The organism is Actinacidiphila sp. bgisy144, from assembly GCF_057708105.1.
The window spans coordinates 525,785-543,703 of sequence record NZ_JBYIRM010000001.1 but is presented as its reverse complement, the minus strand read 5'-3'; the positions used below and the strand labels follow the sequence as shown (position 1 = coordinate 543,703).

The window sequence follows — 17,919 nt, the reverse complement described above, 5'->3', positions numbered from 1 at the left end:
GCTCAGAGGACGTTGACCGCCCAGTCGGGCTCGTAGTCCGCGAGCTGGTGGATGGCGACCGGCGTGGAGGAGTTGGCCGCGTCGAGGTACTGGCCGTTCCCGATGAAGACGCCGACGTGGTAGGCGCTGCCCTCGCCGCCCCAGAAGATGAGGTCGCCGGGCTGGAGGGCGGAGAGCGAGACGGGCGTGCCGGCGGTCGACTGCTCCTGCGAGGTGCGCGGGATGTCGATGCCGATGGAGGCGAACGCCGCCTGGGTCAGGCCGGAGCAGTCGTACGAGTCGGGGCCGGTGGCGCCGTAGACGTAGGGCTTGCCGAGCTGGGACTTCAGGAAGGCGATCAGTTGGTCGGCCTTGCTGGACGAGGCCGCGGTGGCGGTGGTGTCCGACGTGGTGGCCGCGGTGGTGGCTGCGGTGGTCGAACTCTGCCCGGCGGAGCCGGTCGAGGCCGTGGCGGCGCTCTGTGCGGCGGCCTTGGCGGCGGCTTCGGCCTTGGCGGCCTTCGCCTTCGCGGCGGCGGCGGCCTTGCGCAGCGCGGCCTTGTGGGCCTTGGCCGCGGACTTCGCCGCGTCGGCGGCGGCCTTCTCCTGGTCGGCGGCGAGCGAGGCGGCCAGCGCCTCCCGCTCCAGCGCGGCAACGGCCTGCTGAGCGGAGGCCGTCGTGGAGAACGTCGCACTGCGGGCCTCGAGCCCGGCCCGTGACGGGGCGGCGGCGGTGGTGGTGGTGTGCGTGGACTCGGCCATGGCCGGAGCGGCCGCGCCGCACAGGGCGAACGCGCTGACGACACCGCCGACGAGTCCGGCCCGGCGAACCCACTTCGGGTCGCGGGGCGCCGCGTGCCGTCGGCGGCCGCTATGGGGATGCGTATCGGACACCTGTGTCCGGGTTGTGTTCGGGGACATGCGTCTCTGGCTATCAGGAACGAATGGTTCCGTTCAATAAAGGTGGGATGCGCCACAGTTGACGTGGCCACGGCCCAATTGCCCGATTATCGATCTTGCTTGACGGGGGCTTTGGTCCGTTTTCATGGCTCAGGTTCGTTATGTACTCGTGCACGCGTTCACGCGCGTCATTCCCGGGTTCCACGGGTCACTCGGGCGAGTTGGGTGGCGCTACCACGCTGTCAAGTCCAGGGCCAATTTGCCTGTAAGGGCCATCGTCTGGTAGTGGAATCGACGCTCTGACCAGCGAGAACACCCTCGGATGTAACATCCGGTGATCATTTGGGTGCCATCTGGCGCAACATTGGCGTTCATCCGACCTGATGATCGACTGTCAGGTGGTGGAGATCACAAAGTCGGTGCTGACCCCCGTGTCGCAGATCACAGACCGGGAGGCATAGTATGCAGGCGGCTTGGGCTTGTGAACTGCCTCACATGGCCGCGATCTTCGCGATTCTGTGACGGCGTGCGCCGACCCGGGCACGGTCCGTACATCAGTCACAGTCGACTGGAAGGAGCGGGGGACGGTGAACGCCTACGCGCCCATCCTCGTGCTGGGCGGCCTCGCGGCCGGCTTCGCGATCTTCTCCGTTTTCATGGCCTCGATCATCGGGCCGAAACGGTACAACCGGGCCAAGTTGGAGGCGTACGAGTGCGGCATCGAGCCCACTCCGCAGCCGGCCGGTGGTGGCCGCTTTCCGATCAAGTACTACCTGACGGCGATGCTCTTCATCGTCTTCGACATCGAAATCGTCTTCCTCTATCCCTGGGCGGTCACCTTCGACCGGCTGGGGATGTTCGGGCTCGTCGAGATGCTCCTCTTCGTGCTCACCGTCTTCGTCGCCTACGCCTACGTCTGGCGGCGCGGCGGCCTGGAGTGGGACTAGAGCCCGGCGAGTTCCGGCAACTGACGGCGACCAGGGGACCGAGGAGACCAGGAGCAACCCATGGGTATCGAAGAGAAACTGCCGAGCGGATTCCTGCTGACGACGGTGGAGACGGCGGCGGGCTGGGTGCGTAAGGCGTCGGTCTTCCCGGCCACCTTCGGCCTGGCCTGCTGCGCCATCGAGATGATGACGACCGGCGCCGGGCGGTACGACATGGCCCGGTTCGGCATGGAGGTCTTCCGCGGCTCACCGCGCCAGGCCGACCTGATGATCGTGGCCGGCCGGGTGAGCCAGAAGATGGCGCCGGTGCTGCGCCAGGTCTACGACCAGATGCCGAACCCCAAGTGGGTGATCTCGATGGGCGTGTGCGCCTCCAGCGGCGGCATGTTCAACAACTACGCGATCGTGCAGGGCGTCGACCACGTGGTGCCCGTCGACATCTACCTGCCCGGCTGCCCGCCGCGCCCCGAGATGCTCCTCGACGCGATCCTCAAGCTCCACGAGAAGATCCAGCACGGCAAGCTCGGCGTGAACCGCGAGGCCGCCGCCCGCGAGGCGGAGGAAGCGGCACGCAAGGCGCTCCCGACGATCGAGATGAAGGGGCTGCTGCGATGACGGCCACCCCCAACCCGCCCGAGCTGCCCGAGGAAGCGGGCGAGGGCGCGGTACCCGCGCAGCGGCACGACGCCGGCGAGGTGATCGGCGTCCGCACCGGGATGTTCGGCTCCTCCGGCGGCGGTGACACCAGCGGCTACGGCGGCCTGGTGCGCACCGTGCGGCTGCCCGGCGCCGCCCACCGCCCCTACGGCGACCCCTTCGACGAGATCGCCGACGAACTGGAAGGCGCCCTGGAGGAGCAGGGGCTGCCGCCGGCCGAGGCGATCGAGAAGACCGTCGTCGACCGCGGCGAACTCACCTTCCACATCGCCCGCGAGCACCTGGTCCGGGTCGCCCGCACGCTGCGCGACGACCCCGCGCTCCGCTTCGAGCTGTGCACCGGCGTCAGCGGCGTGCACTACCCCGGCGACACGGGCCGCGAGCTGCACGCGGTGTACCACCTGCGCTCGCTCACCCACGGCCGCCGGCTGCGGATCGAGACCAGCGCGCCCGACGCCGACCCGCACGTCCCCTCGCTGGTCGCGGTCTACCCGACCAACGACTGGCACGAGCGCGAGACCTACGACTTCTTCGGCCTCGTCTTCGACGGCCACCCCGCGCTCACCCGGATCATGATGCCGGACGACTGGCCCGGCCACCCGCAGCGCAAGGACTACCCGCTCGGCGGCATCCCCGTCGAGTACAAGGGCGCCCAGATCCCGGCTCCCGACCAGCGGAGGTCGTACTCATGAGTTACGGATACACCGCCCCGCAACCCGCCGACGAGCGGGAGACCACCGAGGGCCGGGTGTTCACCGTCACCGGCGGGGACTGGGACGAACTCGCCGAGACCGTCGGCAAGGCCGACGACGAGCGGATCATCGTCAACATGGGCCCCCAGCACCCGTCCACCCACGGCGTGCTCCGGCTCATCCTGGAGATCGACGGCGAGACGGTCACCGAAGCCCGCTCCGGCATCGGCTACCTGCACACCGGCATCGAGAAGAACATGGAGTTCCGGACGTGGACCCAGGGGTCCACCTTCGTGACGCGCATGGACTACCTCACGCCGCTGTTCAACGAGACCGCCTACTGCCTCGCGGTGGAGAAGCTGCTCGGCATCACCGACCAGATCCCGGACCGGGCCAGCGTCATCCGGGTGCTGCTGATGGAGCTCAACCGGATCGCCTCCCACCTGGTGTGCATCGCCACCGGCGGCATGGAGCTGGGCGCCACCACCATCATGATCTACGGCTTCCGCGACCGCGAGTACATCCTCGACATCTTCGAGCTGGTCACCGGCCTGCGGATGAACCACGCCTACGTCCGCCCCGGCGGCCTCGCCCAGGACCTGCCGCCCGGCGCGGTGGACCAGATCCGCGAGTTCGTGAAGAAGTTCCGGAAGAACCTGCCGGAGTACGACAAGCTCGCCACCGGCAACCCGATCTTCAAGGGCCGGATGCAGGGCGTCGGCTACCTGGACCTGACCGGCTGCATGGCGCTCGGCGCCACCGGCCCGATCCTGCGCGCCGCCGGCCTGCCGCACGACCTGCGCAAGGCCGAGCCGTACTGCGGCTACGAGAACTACGAGTTCGACGTGCCGACCACCGACACCTGCGACTCCTACGGCCGGTTCCGGGTCCGCCTGGAGGAGATGCACCAGAGCCTGCGGATCGTCGAGCAGTGCCTGGACCGGCTCGCCCCCGGGCCGGTGATGGTCGAGGACAAGAAGATCGCCTGGCCCGCGCAACTCGCGCTCGGCCCGGACGGCATGGGCAACTCCCTGGACCACATCAAGAAGATCATGGGCACCTCCATGGAGGCCCTGATCCACCACTTCAAGCTCGTCACCGAGGGCTTCCGGGTGCCGCCGGGACAGGCGTACTCCTCCGTCGAGTCGGCCAAGGGCGAGCTGGGCGTGCACGCCGTCAGCGACGGCGGCACCCGCCCGTACCGGGTGCACTTCCGCGACCCGTCCTTCACCAACCTGCAGACCATGGCCGCGATGTGCGAGGGCGGCCAGGTCGCCGACGTCATCGTGGCGGTGGCGTCCATCGACCCCGTGATGGGAGGTGTCGACCGATGACCGAGCCCGCACCGGCAACCGGCGCGCAGGCGGTGTCCCTGGGCATCCCCGAGATGCCCGCCCCCGACTACCCGGCCGACGTCCGGGCCCGGCTGGAGCGCGACGCCGCGGAGGTGATCGCCCGCTACCCCGGCTCGCGCAGCGCGCTGCTGCCGCTGCTGCACCTGGTGCAGTCCGAGGAGGGGTACGTCACCCGCACCGGCGTCCGGTTCTGCGCCGAGCAGTTGGGCCTGACCACCGCCGAGGTCACCGCGGTCGCCACCTTCTACACGATGTACCGGCGCAAGCCGTCCGGCGAGTACCAGGTCGGCGTCTGCACCAACACGCTGTGCGCCGTGATGGGCGGCGACGCGATCTTCGAGGAGCTGCAGCGCCACCTCGGCGTCGGCAACGACGAGACCACCGAGGACGGCAAGGTCACCCTCGAGCACATCGAGTGCAACGCGGCCTGCGACTTCGCACCCGTGGTGATGGTCAACTGGGAGTTCTTCGACGACCAGACGCCCGAGTCGGCCAAGCAGCTCGTCGACGACCTGATCGCCGGCCGCGAGGTCCGCCCCACCCGCGGTGCGCCGCTGTGCACCTACCGGCAGACCGCCCGCATCCTGGCCGGCTTCCCCGACGAGCGCGCGGGCGCCGTCGAGGCGACCGGCGGCGCCGGGCCCGCCTCCCTGGCCGGCCTGCGGCTGCACCGCGGCGAGTTGCACGCACCGAAGGTGGTCGGCCAGCGCGAGGCCTCGCCGCGCGACGACGCGGGGACGTACGACACCGCCACCTCGCCGTCGCCGGCGCAGCACCCCAGCTCGCACGACGCACCCGCGCAGACCGCGCAGTCCGACCCGGCGCACCCGTCGGACCCGGTCGCGGACCACGTGGACGACCACGCCACCGAGGAGGAGGGCGAGTGATGACCGTGGAACCGGCCGAGAAGCTGCTCGCGCCCGTACTGTCGGCGTTCTGGGACGACCCGCGGTCGTGGACGCTGGAGACCTACCGGCGGCACGAGGGGTACGAAGCGCTCACCAAGGCGCTCGCGATGGCCCCGGACGACCTGATCGCCTACGTCAAGGACTCCGGCCTGCGCGGCCGCGGCGGCGCGGGCTTCCCCACCGGCATGAAGTGGCAGTTCATCCCGCAGGGCGACGGCAAACCCCACTACCTGGTGGTCAACGCCGACGAGTCCGAGCCCGGGACCTGCAAGGACATCCCGCTGCTCTTCGCCAACCCGCACTCCCTGATCGAGGGCATCGTGATCGCCTGCTACGCGATCCGCTCGCACCACGCCTTCATCTACCTGCGCGGCGAGGTGGTCCCCGTGCTGCGCCGCCTGCACGAGGCGGTCCGCGAGGCGTACGCCGCCGGCTACCTCGGCAAGGACATCAAGGGCACCGGCTTCGACCTCGAACTCACCGTGCACGCCGGGGCCGGCGCGTACATCTGCGGCGAGGAGACCGCGCTGCTGGACTCCCTGGAGGGGCGCCGCGGCCAGCCCCGGCTGCGCCCGCCGTTCCCCGCCGTCGAGGGCCTGTACGCCTGCCCGACCGTGGTGAACAACGTGGAGTCGATCGCCTCGGTGCCCGCGATCATCCAGCGCGGCAAGGAGTGGTTCCGGTCGATGGGCAGCGAGAAGTCCCCGGGCTTCACGCTCTACTCGCTCTCCGGCCACGTCGCCCGCCCCGGCCAGTACGAGGGGCCGCTCGGCATCACGCTGCGCCAGCTCCTCGACATGGGCGGCGGGATGCGGCCCGGCCACCGGCTGAAGTTCTGGACCCCCGGCGGCTCCTCCACCCCGATGTTCACCGACGAGCACCTCGACGTGCCGCTGGACTACGAGGGCGTCGGCGCGGCCGGCTCCATGCTCGGCACCAAGGCGCTCCAGTGCTTCGACGAGACCACCTGCGTGGTGCGGGCCGTCACCCGCTGGACGGAGTTCTACGCCCACGAGTCCTGCGGAAAGTGCACGCCCTGCCGCGAAGGGACGTACTGGCTGGTCCAGTTGCTGCGCGACATCGAGGCCGGCAAGGGCCGGCCGGAAGATCTCGACAAGCTCCAGGACATCGCCGACAACATCAACGGCAAGTCCTTCTGCGCCCTCGGCGACGGCGCCGCCGCCCCGATCTTCTCCTCGCTGAAGTACTTCCGCGCGGAGTACGAGGAGCACATCGAGCGCGGAGGCTGCCCCTTCGACCCGGCCCGCTCCACCGCCTGGGCCGACACGTCCCGTACGGAGGCCCACGCGTGACCATCATGACAAACGCACCCTCCGGGGGGCAGCCGGCGCCGCCCCCCGAGGACCTGGTCTCGGTCACCATCGACGGCATCCCGATCTCGGTGGCCAAGGGCACCCTGGTGATCCGCGCCGCCGAGCAACTCGGCATCGAGATCCCGCGGTTCTGCGACCACCCGCTGCTCGACCCGGCCGGCGCCTGCCGCCAGTGCATCGTGGAGATCGAGGGCCAGCGCAAGCCGGTCGCCTCCTGCACCATCACCTGCACCGACGGCATGGTGATCACCACCCAGCTCACCTCGCCGGTCGCCGAGAAGGCGCAGCGCGGCGTGATGGAGCTGCTGCTGATCAACCACCCGCTGGACTGCCCGGTCTGCGACAAGGGCGGCGAGTGCCCGCTGCAGAACCAGGCGATGTCGGTGGGCGACCCCGACTCCCGCTTCGAGGGCCGCAAGCGCACCTACGACAAGCCCGTGCCGATCTCCGCGCAGGTGCTGCTGGACCGCGAGCGGTGCGTGCTGTGCGCGCGCTGCACCCGCTTCAGCCAGCAGATCGCCGGCGACCCGATGATCGAACTCCTCGAGCGCGGCGCGCTCCAGCAGGTCGGGATCGGCGAGGGCGACCCGTTCGAGTCGTACTTCTCCGGCAACACCATCCAGATCTGCCCGGTCGGCGCGCTCACCTCCGCCGCCTACCGGTTCCGCTCCCGCCCCTTCGACCTGGTCTCCTCGCCGTCGGTGTGCGAGCACTGCGCGGGCGGCTGCGCCACCCGCACCGACCACCGGCGCGGCAAGGTCATGCGGCGGCTGGCCGCCAACGACCCGGAGGTCAACGAGGAGTGGCTGTGCGACAAGGGCCGCTTCGGCTTCCGCTACGCGCAGCGCCCCGAGCGCCTCACCCACCCGCTGGTGCGCGGCGCCGACGGTGAACTCGCCCCCGCCAGCTGGCCGGAGGCGCTGGCCGCGGCCGCCGCGGGGCTGACCGCCGCGCACGGCCGGGCCGCGGTGCTGCCCGGCGGCCGGCTCACCGTCGAGGACGCCTACGCGTACGGCAAGTTCGCCCGGGTGGTGCTGGGCACCAACGACGTGGACTTCCGGGCCCGCCCGCACTCCGAGGAGGAGGCCGACTTCCTCGCCGCCCACGTCGCCGGGCGCGGTGTCGACGTCGGGGGCGACGCCGGGGTGACCAACCTGGCGCTGGAGCAGGCGCCGACGGTGCTGCTGGCCGGGCTCGAGGCCGAGGAGGAGGCGCCCGGCGTCTTCCTGCGGCTGCGCAAGGCGCACCGCAAGAGCAAGCAGCAGACGTTCGCGCTGGCCACCCACGCCTCGCGCGGCCTTGAGAAGGCCGGCGGCGTGCTGCTGCCGGCCGCCCCGGGCACCGAACCGGACTGGCTGGACGCGCTGGCCGGTGGGGTCGGCCTGGACGAGGCCGGCCGGCTGGCCGCCGACGCGCTGCGCGCGCCGGGTTCGGTGATCCTTGTCGGGGAGCGGCTGGCGGCCGTGCCGGGCGGGCTGACCGGGGTGCTGCGGCTGGCCGCGGCGACCGGCGCGCGCACCGCGTGGATTCCGCGCCGGGCCGGGGAGCGCGGCGCGGTCGAGGCGGGGGCGCTGCCCGGGCTGCTGCCCGGCGGGCGCCCGCTCACCGACCCGCGCGGCCGCGACGAGGTCGCCCGGGTGTGGGGCCTGCCGGCCCTGCCGACCGGGTTCGGCCGCGACACCGGGCAGATCCTGGCGGCCGCGGCCGCCGGCGAGGTGGCCGCGCTGGTGGTCGGCGGCGTCGAGGTCGCGGACCTGCCCGACCCGGCGCGGGCCAGGGCCGCGTTCGGCAACGTCGGGTTCCTGGTCAGCCTGGAGCAGCGGCCGAGCGAGGTCACCGAGCGCGCCGACGTGGTGCTGCCGGTCGCCGCGGTCGCCGAGAAGTCCGGCACCTTCCTCAACTGGGAGGGCCGGGTGCGGATGTTCGAGACCGCGATCAAGCCCGACCAGGCCACCACCCGGCACCAGCTCAGCGACGCCCGGGTGCTGACGATGCTCGCCGACGCGCTCGATGTGGCCCTGGGCCTGTCGGACGTGCGGGCCGCCCGCCGCGAGATCGACCGCCTGACCGGGTGGTCCGGGCCCCGCGCGCAGGCGCCCGCCGCCGTGTCGGTGCCGCTGCCCCGGCCCGCGGCCGGGCAGGCGGTGCTCGCCGGGCACCGGCTGCTGCTCGACCAGGGCCGGCTCCAGGACGGCGACGACGCGCTGGCCGCCACCCGGCACGCGGCCGTCGCCCGGCTGTCGGCCGCGACGGCCGAGGAGGTCGGGGTGGCCGACGGCGACATCCTCACCGTGACCGGCCCGGCCGGCAGCGTGGCGCTGCCGCTGGCGGTCACCCCGATGCCGGACCGGGTGGTGTGGGTGCCGCTCAACTCCGCCGGCGGCGGCGTCGCCTCGGACACCGGCGCCGGCCCGGGACAGGTCGTCACGCTCGGCGCGCAGCTCACCGCGGAGGTCCAGTCATGACCGCCCTTGCCCCCGGCGGCGTCCGACTCGCCGCCACCACCACGGAGAACCTCTCCTTCTTCGGCACCGACCCGTGGTGGCTGATCGTCGTCAAGGCGGTGTTCTGCTTCGCCTTCGCGATGCTGACCGTGCTCTTCTCCATCGTGTGGGAGCGCAAGGTCGTCGCCTGGATGCAGCTGCGGATCGGCCCGAACCGGCACGGCCCGTGGGGCATGCTCCAGTCGCTCGCCGACGGCGTGAAGCTGATGCTGAAGGAGGACCTCACCGTCAAGCGCGCGGACAAGGTGGTCTTCGTCCTCGCGCCGATCGTGGCCGCGATCCCCGCGTTCATGTCGTTCGCGGTGATCCCCTTCGGCCCGGCCGACAACGAGGTGTCCGTCTTCGGCCACCGCACCGCGATGCAGCTCACCGACCTGCCGATCGGCATCCTCTACATCCTGGCCACGGCGTCCGTCGGCATCTACGGCATCGTGCTCGCCGGCTGGTCGTCCGGCTCGACCTACCCGCTGCTCGGCGGCCTGCGCGCGTCCGCGCAGATGATCTCCTACGAGATCGCGATGGGCCTGTCCTTCGCGGCGGTCTTCCTCTACTCCGGGTCGATGTCCACCTCGACCATCGTCGAGGCGCAGCACGGCCGCTGGTACATCATCCTGCTGCCGGTGTCGTTCCTGGTGTACATCTGCACGATGATCGGCGAGACCAACCGGGCGCCGTTCGACATGCCGGAGTCCGAGGGCGACCTGGTCGGCGGCTTCAACACCGAGTACAGCTCGATCAAGTTCGCGCTGTTCATGCTCGCCGAGTACGTCAACATGGTGACGGTCTCCGCGGTCGCCACCACCCTCTTCCTCGGCGGCTGGCGGGCCCCCTGGCCGATCAGCACTTTCTGGGCCGGCGCCAACCACGGCTGGTGGCCGCTGCTGTGGTTCGTCATCAAGGTGCAGCTGCTGCTCTTCTTCTTCATCTGGCTGCGCGGCACCCTGCCCCGGGTCCGGTACGACCAGCTGATGAAGCTCGGCTGGAAGGTGCTCATCCCGGTCTCCATGGTCTGGCTGATGCTGGTGGCCGCGGTGAAGGCGATGCGCAACGAGAACTACGACTTCACCAAGATCGTGCTCTACGTCGGCGGCGCGGTCGTGGCGCTGCTGCTGGTCTCGCTCGTGATCGACGTGCTGCGCGAGCGCGAGGAGAAACGCAAGGAGCCCGCGACCGGCGGGGCGCTCGGCCCGCAGCAGCGGTTCGACCCGATGGCGGGCGGCTACCCGGTGCCGCCGCTGCCGGGCCAGCAGGCCGAGCCGGCGCCGCGGCGGCCCAGCCGCGCGCAGGCCCAACTCGTAGGCGCATCCAGTGCGTCCGGCGCGCCCGGTGCGGACGCCGCGCAGACGGAGAACACGGAGGACGGCGATGCCTGAGTTCCTGGACCCGGTCGCGGGCTTCGGCGTGACCTTCAAGGCCATGTTCAAGAAGCGCCTGACCGAGCAGTACCCCGAGTACAAGAAGCCGACCGCGCCGCGGTTCCACGGCCGCCACCAGCTCAACCGGCACCCCGACGGCCTGGAGAAGTGCGTCGGCTGCGAGCTGTGCGCCTGGGCCTGCCCGGCAGACGCGATCTACGTGGAGGGCGCGGACAACACCGACGAGGAGCGCTACTCCCCGGGCGAGCGCTACGGCCGCGTTTACCAGATCAACTACGCCCGCTGCATCCTGTGCGGGCTGTGCATTGAGGCGTGCCCGACCCGCGCGCTGACCATGACCAACGAGTACGAACTCGCCGACCGCACCCGCGAGTCGCTGATCTTCACCAAGGAGCAGCTGCTCGCCGGGCTGGAGGAGGGCATGGTCGAGTCGCCGCACTCGATCTTCCCCGGCATGGACGAGGGCGACTACTACCGCGGCGCGGTCACCGAGGCGGCGCCCGGCACCGTACGGCAGGTCGCCGTCTCCAAGGGCGAGAAGCCCGAGGAGTCGGTGCCCGTCGAGAACCCGTACACCGGTGAGCCGGAGGCGGCCGAGACCGTCGCGCCCGGCGGCACCGCCCCGGCCGGAACGGGGGAGGAAGCATGACCGGCTCGTTGCAGTCGCTGCCGCTGGCCGCGGCCGCCTACCAGACGTCCACCGGCGAGGCCGTGCAGTTCTGGGTGCTGGGGACCGTCGCGGTGCTCGGCGCGCTCGGCACCGTCCTGATGAAGAAGTCCGTGCACAGCGCGCTGTCGCTGGCCGGCACCATGATCGTGCTGGCGGTGTTCTACCTCGCCCAGGGCGCGTACTTCCTCGGCGTGGTGCAGATCGTCGTCTACACCGGCGCGATCATGATGCTCTTCCTCTTCGTCGTCATGCTGGTCGGCATCACCGCCGCGGACTCGCTGAAGGAGACGCTGAAGGGCCAGCGCTGGATGGCCGCGCTGTGCGGCCTCGGCTTCGGCATCCTGCTGATCGCGGGCATCGCCAACGCCTCCTTGGACACCTTCGCCGGCACCGGCGCGGCCAACGCGGTGGACGGCGGCAACGTGCCGGGCCTGGCCCACCTGGTGTTCACCAGGTACGTGTGGGCGTTCGAGATCACCGGCGCGCTGCTGATCACCGCGGCGATCGGCGCGATGGTGCTCACCCACCGCGAGCGGACCGAGGAGCGGCGCACCCAGCGGGAGCTGGCCGAGGCCCGGGTCCGCGAGGGCCGCCAGGTCACCCCGCTGCCGGCGCCGGGCACCTACGCCCGGCACAACGCGGTCGACGTGCCGGCGCTGCTGCCGGACGGCTCGGTCGCCGAACTGTCGGTCAGCTCCACGCTGCGCGACCGCGGCCAGATCCGCGACGTGTCGCGGGACGCCATGCGGCGGCTGGCCGCACTCGACCAGCGCTCCGACGAGTGGCTGGAACGCGCCCCCGAACAGGCCCCGGAACACCCCGAGTTGGCGCAGGACGGCGAGCGGGACACCGAGCCCGCGCAGGAGGGGGCGAAATGAACCCGGTGAACTACCTCTACCTGGCGGCGCTGCTGTTCACCATCGGCGCGGCCGGCGTCCTGATCCGGCGCAACGCGATCGTGGTGTTCATGTGCGTGGAGCTGATGCTGAACGCCTGCAACCTGGCGTTCGTCACCTTCTCCCGGCTGCACGGCAACCTCGACGGGCAGGTCATCGCGTTCTTCACGATGGTCGTCGCGGCCGCCGAGGTCGTGGTCGGCCTGGCGATCATCGTGTCGATCTACCGAACCCGCCACTCGGCCTCGGTCGACGACGCGAACCTGATGAAGCTGTAAGGGGCTGCGAGACGTGGAAACCCTGATCGGACTGCTCGTCGCGGCGCCGCTGCTGGGCGCGGGCATCCTGCTCACCGGCGGCCGCCGGCTCGACCGCGGCGGCCACCTGCTGGGCACCGTGTTCGCGCTGCTGTCCTTCGTGCTCGGCGTGGTGCTCTTCGTCAACATGCTCGGCAAGAGCGCCGACCACCGCGCCCTGCACTCCCACCTGTTCACCTGGGTGCCGGTGGAGGGCTTCCAGGCCCAGGTCGGCTTCCAGCTCGACCAGTTGTCGATGACGTTCGTGCTGCTGATCACCGGTGTGGGCACCCTGATCCACATCTACTCGATCGGCTACATGGAGCACGACGAGCGCCGCCGCCGCTTCTTCGGCTACCTCAACCTCTTCCTCGCGGCGATGCTGCTGCTGGTGCTCGCCGACAACTACCTCCTGCTGTACGCCGGCTGGGAGGGCGTCGGCCTGGCGTCCTACCTGCTGATCGGCTTCTGGCAGCACAAGCCCAGCGCGGCGACCGCGGCGAAGAAGGCGTTCCTGGTCAACCGGGTCGGCGACATGGGGCTGTCCATCGGCATCATGCTGATGTTCACCACGTTCGGCTCGTTCGCCTTCGCCGATGTGCTGCCGGCTGCGGCCGGGGCGTCGGCCACCCAGCACGCCACGGTCACCGGCATCGGCTTCATGCTGCTGCTCGCCGCGTGCGGCAAGTCCGCGCAGGTGCCGCTCCAGTCCTGGCTCGGCGACGCGATGGAGGGCCCGACCCCGGTCTCGGCCCTGATCCACGCCGCGACCATGGTGACCGCAGGCGTCTACCTGATCGTCCGCTCCGGGACGATCTTCAACGCGGCGCCGGACGCGCAGACCGCGGTGGTCACCGTCGGCGCGGTCACGCTGCTCTTCGGTGCGATCGTCGGTTGCGCCAAGGACGACATCAAGAAGGCGCTGGCCGGCTCCACGATGTCGCAGATCGGCTACATGATCATGGCGGCCGGGCTCGGCCCGATCGGCTACGTCTTCGCGATCATGCACCTGGTCACGCACGGCTTCTTCAAGGCGGGGCTGTTCCTCGGCGCCGGCTCGGTGATGCACGGCATGAACGACGAGGTGGACATGCGCCGCTACGGCGGTCTGCGCAGGTACATGCCGATCACCTTCGTCACCTTCGGCCTGGGCTACCTGGCGATCATCGGCTTCCCGGGGCTGTCCGGCTTCTTCTCCAAGGACAAGATCATCGAGGCGGCGTACGCCAAGGGCGGCACCGAGGGCTGGATTCTCGGCAGCGCGGCCCTGCTGGGCGCCGCGGTCACCGCCTTCTACATGACGCGCGTGATGCTGATGACGTTCTTCGGCGAGAAGCGGTGGGTGCCGGACGCCGAAGGGCGGGAGCCCCACCCGCACGAGTCGCCGGCCTCCATGACGGTTCCCATGATCATCCTCGCGTTCGGGTCGGTGTTCGCCGGCGCGGCGTTCAGCATCAACTCCTCGTTCCTGAAGTGGCTGGAGCCGGTCACCGGGCACAGCGAGGGCGACTCGCCGCTGAGCACCGGCACCGTCACCGCCGCCACCATGGTCTGCCTGGTGGTCGGCGTCGGCATCGCCTGGCTGATGTACGGGCGCAGGACCGTGCCCGCGGTCGCGCCGCACGGCAGCCTGGCCACCCGGGCGGCCCGCCGCGACCTGCTCCAGGACGACTTCAACCACGTGGTGCTGGTCCGGGGCGGCGAGCACCTGACCCGCTCGCTGGTCTACCTCGACCACACCCTGGTCGACGGCGCCGTCAACGGTACAGCCGCCTCCGTCGGCGGGCTGTCCGGGCGGCTGCGCCGGCTCCAGAACGGCTACGTCAGGTCGTACGCCGTCTCCATGCTCGGCGGTACCGCGGTGGTGGTCGCCGCGACCCTTCTCATGAGGGCGGTCTGATAGCTCATGTCGTTTCCTCTGCTGACCACCACCGCGGCGCTGCCCGCGGTCGGCGCCGTCGTCACCGCCGCGGTGCCCGCCGCGCGCCGCCTCGCCGCCAAGTACACGGCGCTGGCGTTCTCGCTGGGCACGCTGGTGCTGGCGATCGTCGCGCTGGTGCGGTTCGACCCGCACGGCGACCGCTACCAGCTCACCGAGTCGCACACCTGGGTCAAGAGCTTCGGGCTCCACTACGACCTGGGCGTGGACGGCATCGCGGTCGTCATGGTCGCGCTGACCGCGGTGCTGATCCCGTTCGTGATGCTCGCCGGCTGGCACGACGCCGACCCGCTGGAGGGGCCCGACCCCAACCGGCGCTGGCGGCCCACCCAGGGCTTCTTCGCGCTGATCCTGCTGGTCGAGGCGATGGTGGTGCTCTCCTTCGAGGCCACCGACGTCTTCCTCTTCTACATCTTCTTCGAAGCGATGCTGATCCCGATGTACTTCCTCATCGGCGGCTTCGGCGACCGGGCGCACGCCTCCGGCGAGGAGGAGGCGGCCCGCCAGCGTTCGTACGCGGCGGTGAAGTTCCTGCTGTACAACCTGGTCGGCGGGCTGATCATGCTGGCCGCGGTGATCGGGCTGTACGCCGCGACCGCGGACCAACTGGGCACCGGCACCTTCTCGTTGCAGGAGATCCTCACCGCCCGCGCCGCCGGGCACCTGGACCTGTCCACCACCACCGAGCGCTGGCTCTTCCTCGGCTTCTTCTTCGCCTTCGCGGTGAAGGCGCCGCTGTGGCCGCTGCACACCTGGCTGCCGAACGCGATGGGCGAGTCCACCGCGCCGGTTGCGGTGCTGATCACCGCGGTGGTGGACAAGGTCGGCACGTTCGCGATGCTGCGCTTCTGCCTCCAGCTCTTCCCGGACGCCTCGAAGTGGGCGACCCCGGTGATCCTGGTGCTCGCGGTGATCAGCATCATCTACGGCGCGCTGCTCGCGGTCGGCCAGCGCGACATCAAGCGGCTGATCGCCTACGCGTCGGTGTCGCACTTCGGCTTCATCATCCTGGGCATCTTCGCGATGACCAGCCAGGGCCAGTCCGGCGCCACGCTCTACATGGTCAACCACGGCATCTCCACCGCCGCGTTGATGCTGGTCGCCGGGTTCCTGATCACCCGGCGCGGGTCGCGGTTGATCGACGACTTCGGCGGGGTGCAGAAGGTCGCGCCGGTGCTCGCCGGCACCTTCATGGTCGGCGGCCTGGCCACGCTGTCGCTGCCTGGGCTCGCGCCGTTCGTCAGCGAGTTCCTGGTGCTGGTCGGCACCTTCAGCCGGCACCCGGTGCTCGGCATCGTCGCCACGCTGGGCATCGTGCTCGCCGCGCTGTACGTGCTGGTGCTCTACCAGCGCACCATGACCGGCCCGGTGAAGGCCGGCATCGAGGGCATGGCCGACCTGAAGGCACGTGAACTGCTGGTGGTCGCACCGCTGATCGCGCTGCTGCTCTTCCTCGGCGTGTACCCCAAGCCGGTGGCGGACATCGTCAACCCGTCGGTCCAGCACACGCTCTCCGACGTGCACAAGACCGACCCCAAGCCCGCGCTGGAGGCGAAGAAGTGAGCGCCGCACTGCATACGGGACCCGCCGTCCACACCCTGTGGACGAGCGCCGCGTCCACCACGGACCGCTTCCCCACCCCGCACATCGAGTACGCGCAGCTGTCCCCGGTGCTGATCGTCTTCGGCGTGGCGATGGTGGGGGTGCTCGCCGAGGCGTTCGTGCCCCGCCGGTCCCGCTACACCACCCAGGTGGTGCTGGCCGTGGTCGGCCTGGCCGCCGCGTTCGCCGCCGTGGTGGCACTCGCCGAGAAGGGCTACGGCACCACGAAGGCGCACATCGCGGCGATGGGCGCGGTGGCCGTGGACGGCCCGGCGCTCTTCCTCCAGGGCACCATCCTGCTGGTGTCGCTGGTCGCGGTGTTCACCTTCGCCGAGCGACGACTCGACCCGAAGGCCCACGGCCGGCACGTCGACTCCTTCGCCGCACAGGGCTCCGCGGTGCCCGGCGGCGACCAGGAGAAGGCCGCGGTCCGCGCCGGGTTCACCACCACCGAGGTCTTCCCGCTGCTGCTCTTCGCCGTCGGCGGGATGCTGGTCTTCCCGGCGGCGAACGACCTGCTGACGCTCTTCGTGGCGTTGGAGGTCTTCTCCCTGCCGCTGTACATCCTGTGCGCGCTCGCCCGCCGCAACCGGCTGATGTCGCAGGAGGCCGCGGTCAAGTACTTCCTGCTCGGCGCCTTCTCGTCGGCGTTCCTGCTCTTCGGCATCGCGCTGCTGTACGGCTACGCGGGCACCGTGTCGTACTCCGGGATCTCCTCGGTGGTCGACGGCACCGCGAAGATCACCCCGGCGCTCGCCGACACCACCGGGAACGACGCGCTGCTGCTGATCGGGCTGGCGATGGTCGCGGTCGGGCTGCTGTTCAAGGTCGGCGCGGTGCCGTTCCACATGTGGACGCCGGACGTCTACCAGGGCGCGCCGACCCCGGTCACCGGGTTCATGGCCGCGGCCACCAAGGTCGCCGCGTTCGGCGCGCTGCTGCGGCTGCTGTACGTGGTGCTGCCGGGGATGCGCTGGGACTGGCGGCCGGTGATGTGGGGCGTGGCGATCGCCACGATGGTCATCGGCGCGGTGATCGCGGTCACCCAGACCGATGTGAAGCGGCTGCTGGCCTACTCGTCCGTCGCGCACGCCGGGTTCATCCTGGCCGGTGTGATCGCCACCGACAAGGCGGGCGTGTCGTCGGTGCTGTTCTACCTGGCCGCGTACTCCTTCGTGACCCTCGGCGCGTTCGCGGTGGTCACCCTGGTGCGCGACGCGGGCGGCGAGGCCACCCACCTGTCGCGCTGGGCGGGCCTGGGCCGCCGCTCGCCGCTGGTCGCCGCGGTCTTCGCGGTGTTCCTGCTGGCGTTCGCCGGCATCCCGCTGACCTCCGGGTTCGCGGGGAAGTTCGCGGTCTTCAAGGCCGCGGCGCAGGGCGGGGCGATGCCGCTGGTCATCGTGGGTGTGATCTCCTCGGCGATCGCGGCGTTCTTCTACATCCGGGTGATCGTGCTGATGTTCTTCAGCGAGCCCAAGGCCGACGGCCCCTCCGTCGCCGTGCCCTCCCCGCTCACCTCGACCGCGATCGCCCTCGGCGTCGCCGTCACGGTCGTCCTGGGCCTGGCCCCCCAGTACTTCCTGGACCTCGCCGACAAGGCCGGCGTCTTCGTCCGCTGACCCACCACCCCACCCTTGGTGCGAAGGGGGCCCGGCATCCCGGGCCCCCTTCGCCGTTTCCCCGTACGGGATGTCAACTCAGATGAACGGATGGGGGTTTGTTATTCACATCAGTTGACCGGTGGGCGGGGGGTGGGGAATGCTGAACGCCGTCGCCGGCCACGGCGCGACCGCACTGCCGCTCCTCGGCCGGGCGAAGCGGGCCCGCCTCGGGTGGGGCCCGAACGTGACGGCGGCCGGCCCTCA

15 protein-coding genes are annotated in these 17,919 nt (G+C 70.8%); 14 read left to right on the top strand and 1 reads right to left on the bottom strand.

The features are described 5' to 3' along the window. Window positions 1-2: 2 nt before the first annotated feature. Window positions 3-740 (bottom strand): C40 family peptidase, encoded by a 738-nt coding sequence (locus tag AC3EVP_RS02645; RefSeq protein ID WP_435125421.1) that lies wholly within the window; start codon window positions 738-740, stop codon window positions 3-5. 725 nt (window positions 741-1,465) lie between these two features. On the opposite strand from AC3EVP_RS02645, the gene AC3EVP_RS02640 reads away from it, so the two are divergent. The 14 genes from AC3EVP_RS02640 to nuoN are packed head-to-tail and all read left to right on the top strand — an operon-like array spanning window position 1,466 to window position 17,673. Further along, a complete protein-coding gene (locus tag AC3EVP_RS02640) occupies window positions 1,466-1,825 on the top strand; it encodes an NADH-quinone oxidoreductase subunit A (RefSeq protein ID WP_103887024.1) in 360 nt (119 codons plus the stop codon). A 60-nt stretch (window positions 1,826-1,885) separates the two neighbouring features. Next, a complete protein-coding gene (locus AC3EVP_RS02635; RefSeq protein WP_093785987.1) occupies window positions 1,886-2,440 on the top strand; it encodes a NuoB/complex I 20 kDa subunit family protein in 555 nt (184 codons plus the stop codon). Continuing rightward, window positions 2,437-3,174, top strand: coding sequence for an NADH-quinone oxidoreductase subunit C (locus tag AC3EVP_RS02630; protein ID WP_335978418.1), 738 nt, complete (start codon window positions 2,437-2,439; stop codon window positions 3,172-3,174). The genes AC3EVP_RS02635 and AC3EVP_RS02630 overlap by 4 nt, the downstream gene beginning before the upstream one ends. Next, a complete protein-coding gene (locus AC3EVP_RS02625) occupies window positions 3,171-4,508 on the top strand; it encodes an NADH-quinone oxidoreductase subunit D (RefSeq protein WP_435125415.1) in 1,338 nt (445 codons plus the stop codon). The genes AC3EVP_RS02630 and AC3EVP_RS02625 overlap by 4 nt, the downstream gene beginning before the upstream one ends. Next, on the top strand, window positions 4,505-5,416 hold the full coding sequence (gene nuoE / locus AC3EVP_RS02620) for an NADH-quinone oxidoreductase subunit NuoE (RefSeq protein ID WP_335978413.1): 912 nt from the start codon (window positions 4,505-4,507) through the stop codon (window positions 5,414-5,416). The genes AC3EVP_RS02625 and nuoE overlap by 4 nt, the downstream gene beginning before the upstream one ends. Further along, window positions 5,416-6,750, top strand: a complete 1,335-nt coding sequence (gene nuoF, locus AC3EVP_RS02615; protein ID WP_335978411.1) for an NADH-quinone oxidoreductase subunit NuoF — start codon at window positions 5,416-5,418, stop codon at window positions 6,748-6,750. The genes nuoE and nuoF overlap by 1 nt, the downstream gene beginning before the upstream one ends. After that, the gene (locus AC3EVP_RS02610) at window positions 6,747-9,236 is read left to right on the top strand and encodes an NADH-quinone oxidoreductase subunit G (protein WP_435125411.1); all 2,490 of its coding nucleotides are present in this window, start codon (window positions 6,747-6,749) and stop codon (window positions 9,234-9,236) included. The genes nuoF and AC3EVP_RS02610 overlap by 4 nt, the downstream gene beginning before the upstream one ends. Further along, window positions 9,233-10,648, top strand: a complete 1,416-nt coding sequence (nuoH, locus tag AC3EVP_RS02605; RefSeq protein ID WP_435125408.1) for an NADH-quinone oxidoreductase subunit NuoH — start codon at window positions 9,233-9,235, stop codon at window positions 10,646-10,648. Before AC3EVP_RS02610 ends, nuoH begins: the two co-directional genes overlap by 4 nt. Continuing rightward, window positions 10,641-11,300, top strand: a complete 660-nt coding sequence (gene nuoI, locus AC3EVP_RS02600) for an NADH-quinone oxidoreductase subunit NuoI (protein ID WP_335978407.1) — start codon at window positions 10,641-10,643, stop codon at window positions 11,298-11,300. The genes nuoH and nuoI overlap by 8 nt, the downstream gene beginning before the upstream one ends. After that, window positions 11,297-12,199 (top strand): NADH-quinone oxidoreductase subunit J, encoded by a 903-nt coding sequence (locus AC3EVP_RS02595; RefSeq protein ID WP_335978406.1) that lies wholly within the window; start codon window positions 11,297-11,299, stop codon window positions 12,197-12,199. Before nuoI ends, AC3EVP_RS02595 begins: the two co-directional genes overlap by 4 nt. Next, window positions 12,196-12,495: an NADH-quinone oxidoreductase subunit NuoK gene (gene nuoK / locus AC3EVP_RS02590; RefSeq protein WP_335978405.1), complete on the top strand. Its 300-nt coding sequence runs from the start codon at window positions 12,196-12,198 to the stop codon at window positions 12,493-12,495. Before AC3EVP_RS02595 ends, nuoK begins: the two co-directional genes overlap by 4 nt. 13 nt (window positions 12,496-12,508) lie before the next feature. Further along, window positions 12,509-14,413, top strand: coding sequence for an NADH-quinone oxidoreductase subunit L (gene nuoL / locus AC3EVP_RS02585; protein WP_435125403.1), 1,905 nt, complete (start codon window positions 12,509-12,511; stop codon window positions 14,411-14,413). A 6-nt stretch (window positions 14,414-14,419) separates the two neighbouring features. Continuing rightward, window positions 14,420-16,015 (top strand): NADH-quinone oxidoreductase subunit M, encoded by a 1,596-nt coding sequence (locus AC3EVP_RS02580; RefSeq protein ID WP_435125400.1) that lies wholly within the window; start codon window positions 14,420-14,422, stop codon window positions 16,013-16,015. Continuing rightward, the gene (gene nuoN, locus AC3EVP_RS02575; protein ID WP_435125397.1) at window positions 16,012-17,673 is read left to right on the top strand and encodes an NADH-quinone oxidoreductase subunit NuoN; all 1,662 of its coding nucleotides are present in this window, start codon (window positions 16,012-16,014) and stop codon (window positions 17,671-17,673) included. Before AC3EVP_RS02580 ends, nuoN begins: the two co-directional genes overlap by 4 nt. Window positions 17,674-17,919 lie beyond the last annotated feature (246 nt).

Coding starts and splice junctions, on each gene's coding strand:
- AC3EVP_RS02645 (WP_435125421.1), bottom strand. CDS start 740: ATGGCCGAGTCCACGCACACCACCACCACCGCCGCCGCCCCGTCACGG.
- AC3EVP_RS02635 (WP_093785987.1), top strand. CDS start 1,886: ATGGGTATCGAAGAGAAACTGCCGAGCGGATTCCTGCTGACGACGGTG.
- AC3EVP_RS02595 (WP_335978406.1), top strand. CDS start 11,297: ATGACCGGCTCGTTGCAGTCGCTGCCGCTGGCCGCGGCCGCCTACCAG.
- nuoF (WP_335978411.1), top strand. CDS start 5,416: ATGACCGTGGAACCGGCCGAGAAGCTGCTCGCGCCCGTACTGTCGGCG.
- AC3EVP_RS02580 (WP_435125400.1), top strand. CDS start 14,420: ATGTCGTTTCCTCTGCTGACCACCACCGCGGCGCTGCCCGCGGTCGGC.
- nuoE (WP_335978413.1), top strand. CDS start 4,505: ATGACCGAGCCCGCACCGGCAACCGGCGCGCAGGCGGTGTCCCTGGGC.
- nuoI (WP_335978407.1), top strand. CDS start 10,641: ATGCCTGAGTTCCTGGACCCGGTCGCGGGCTTCGGCGTGACCTTCAAG.
- nuoK (WP_335978405.1), top strand. CDS start 12,196: ATGAACCCGGTGAACTACCTCTACCTGGCGGCGCTGCTGTTCACCATC.
- AC3EVP_RS02630 (WP_335978418.1), top strand. CDS start 2,437: ATGACGGCCACCCCCAACCCGCCCGAGCTGCCCGAGGAAGCGGGCGAG.
- AC3EVP_RS02625 (WP_435125415.1), top strand. CDS start 3,171: ATGAGTTACGGATACACCGCCCCGCAACCCGCCGACGAGCGGGAGACC.
- nuoH (WP_435125408.1), top strand. CDS start 9,233: ATGACCGCCCTTGCCCCCGGCGGCGTCCGACTCGCCGCCACCACCACG.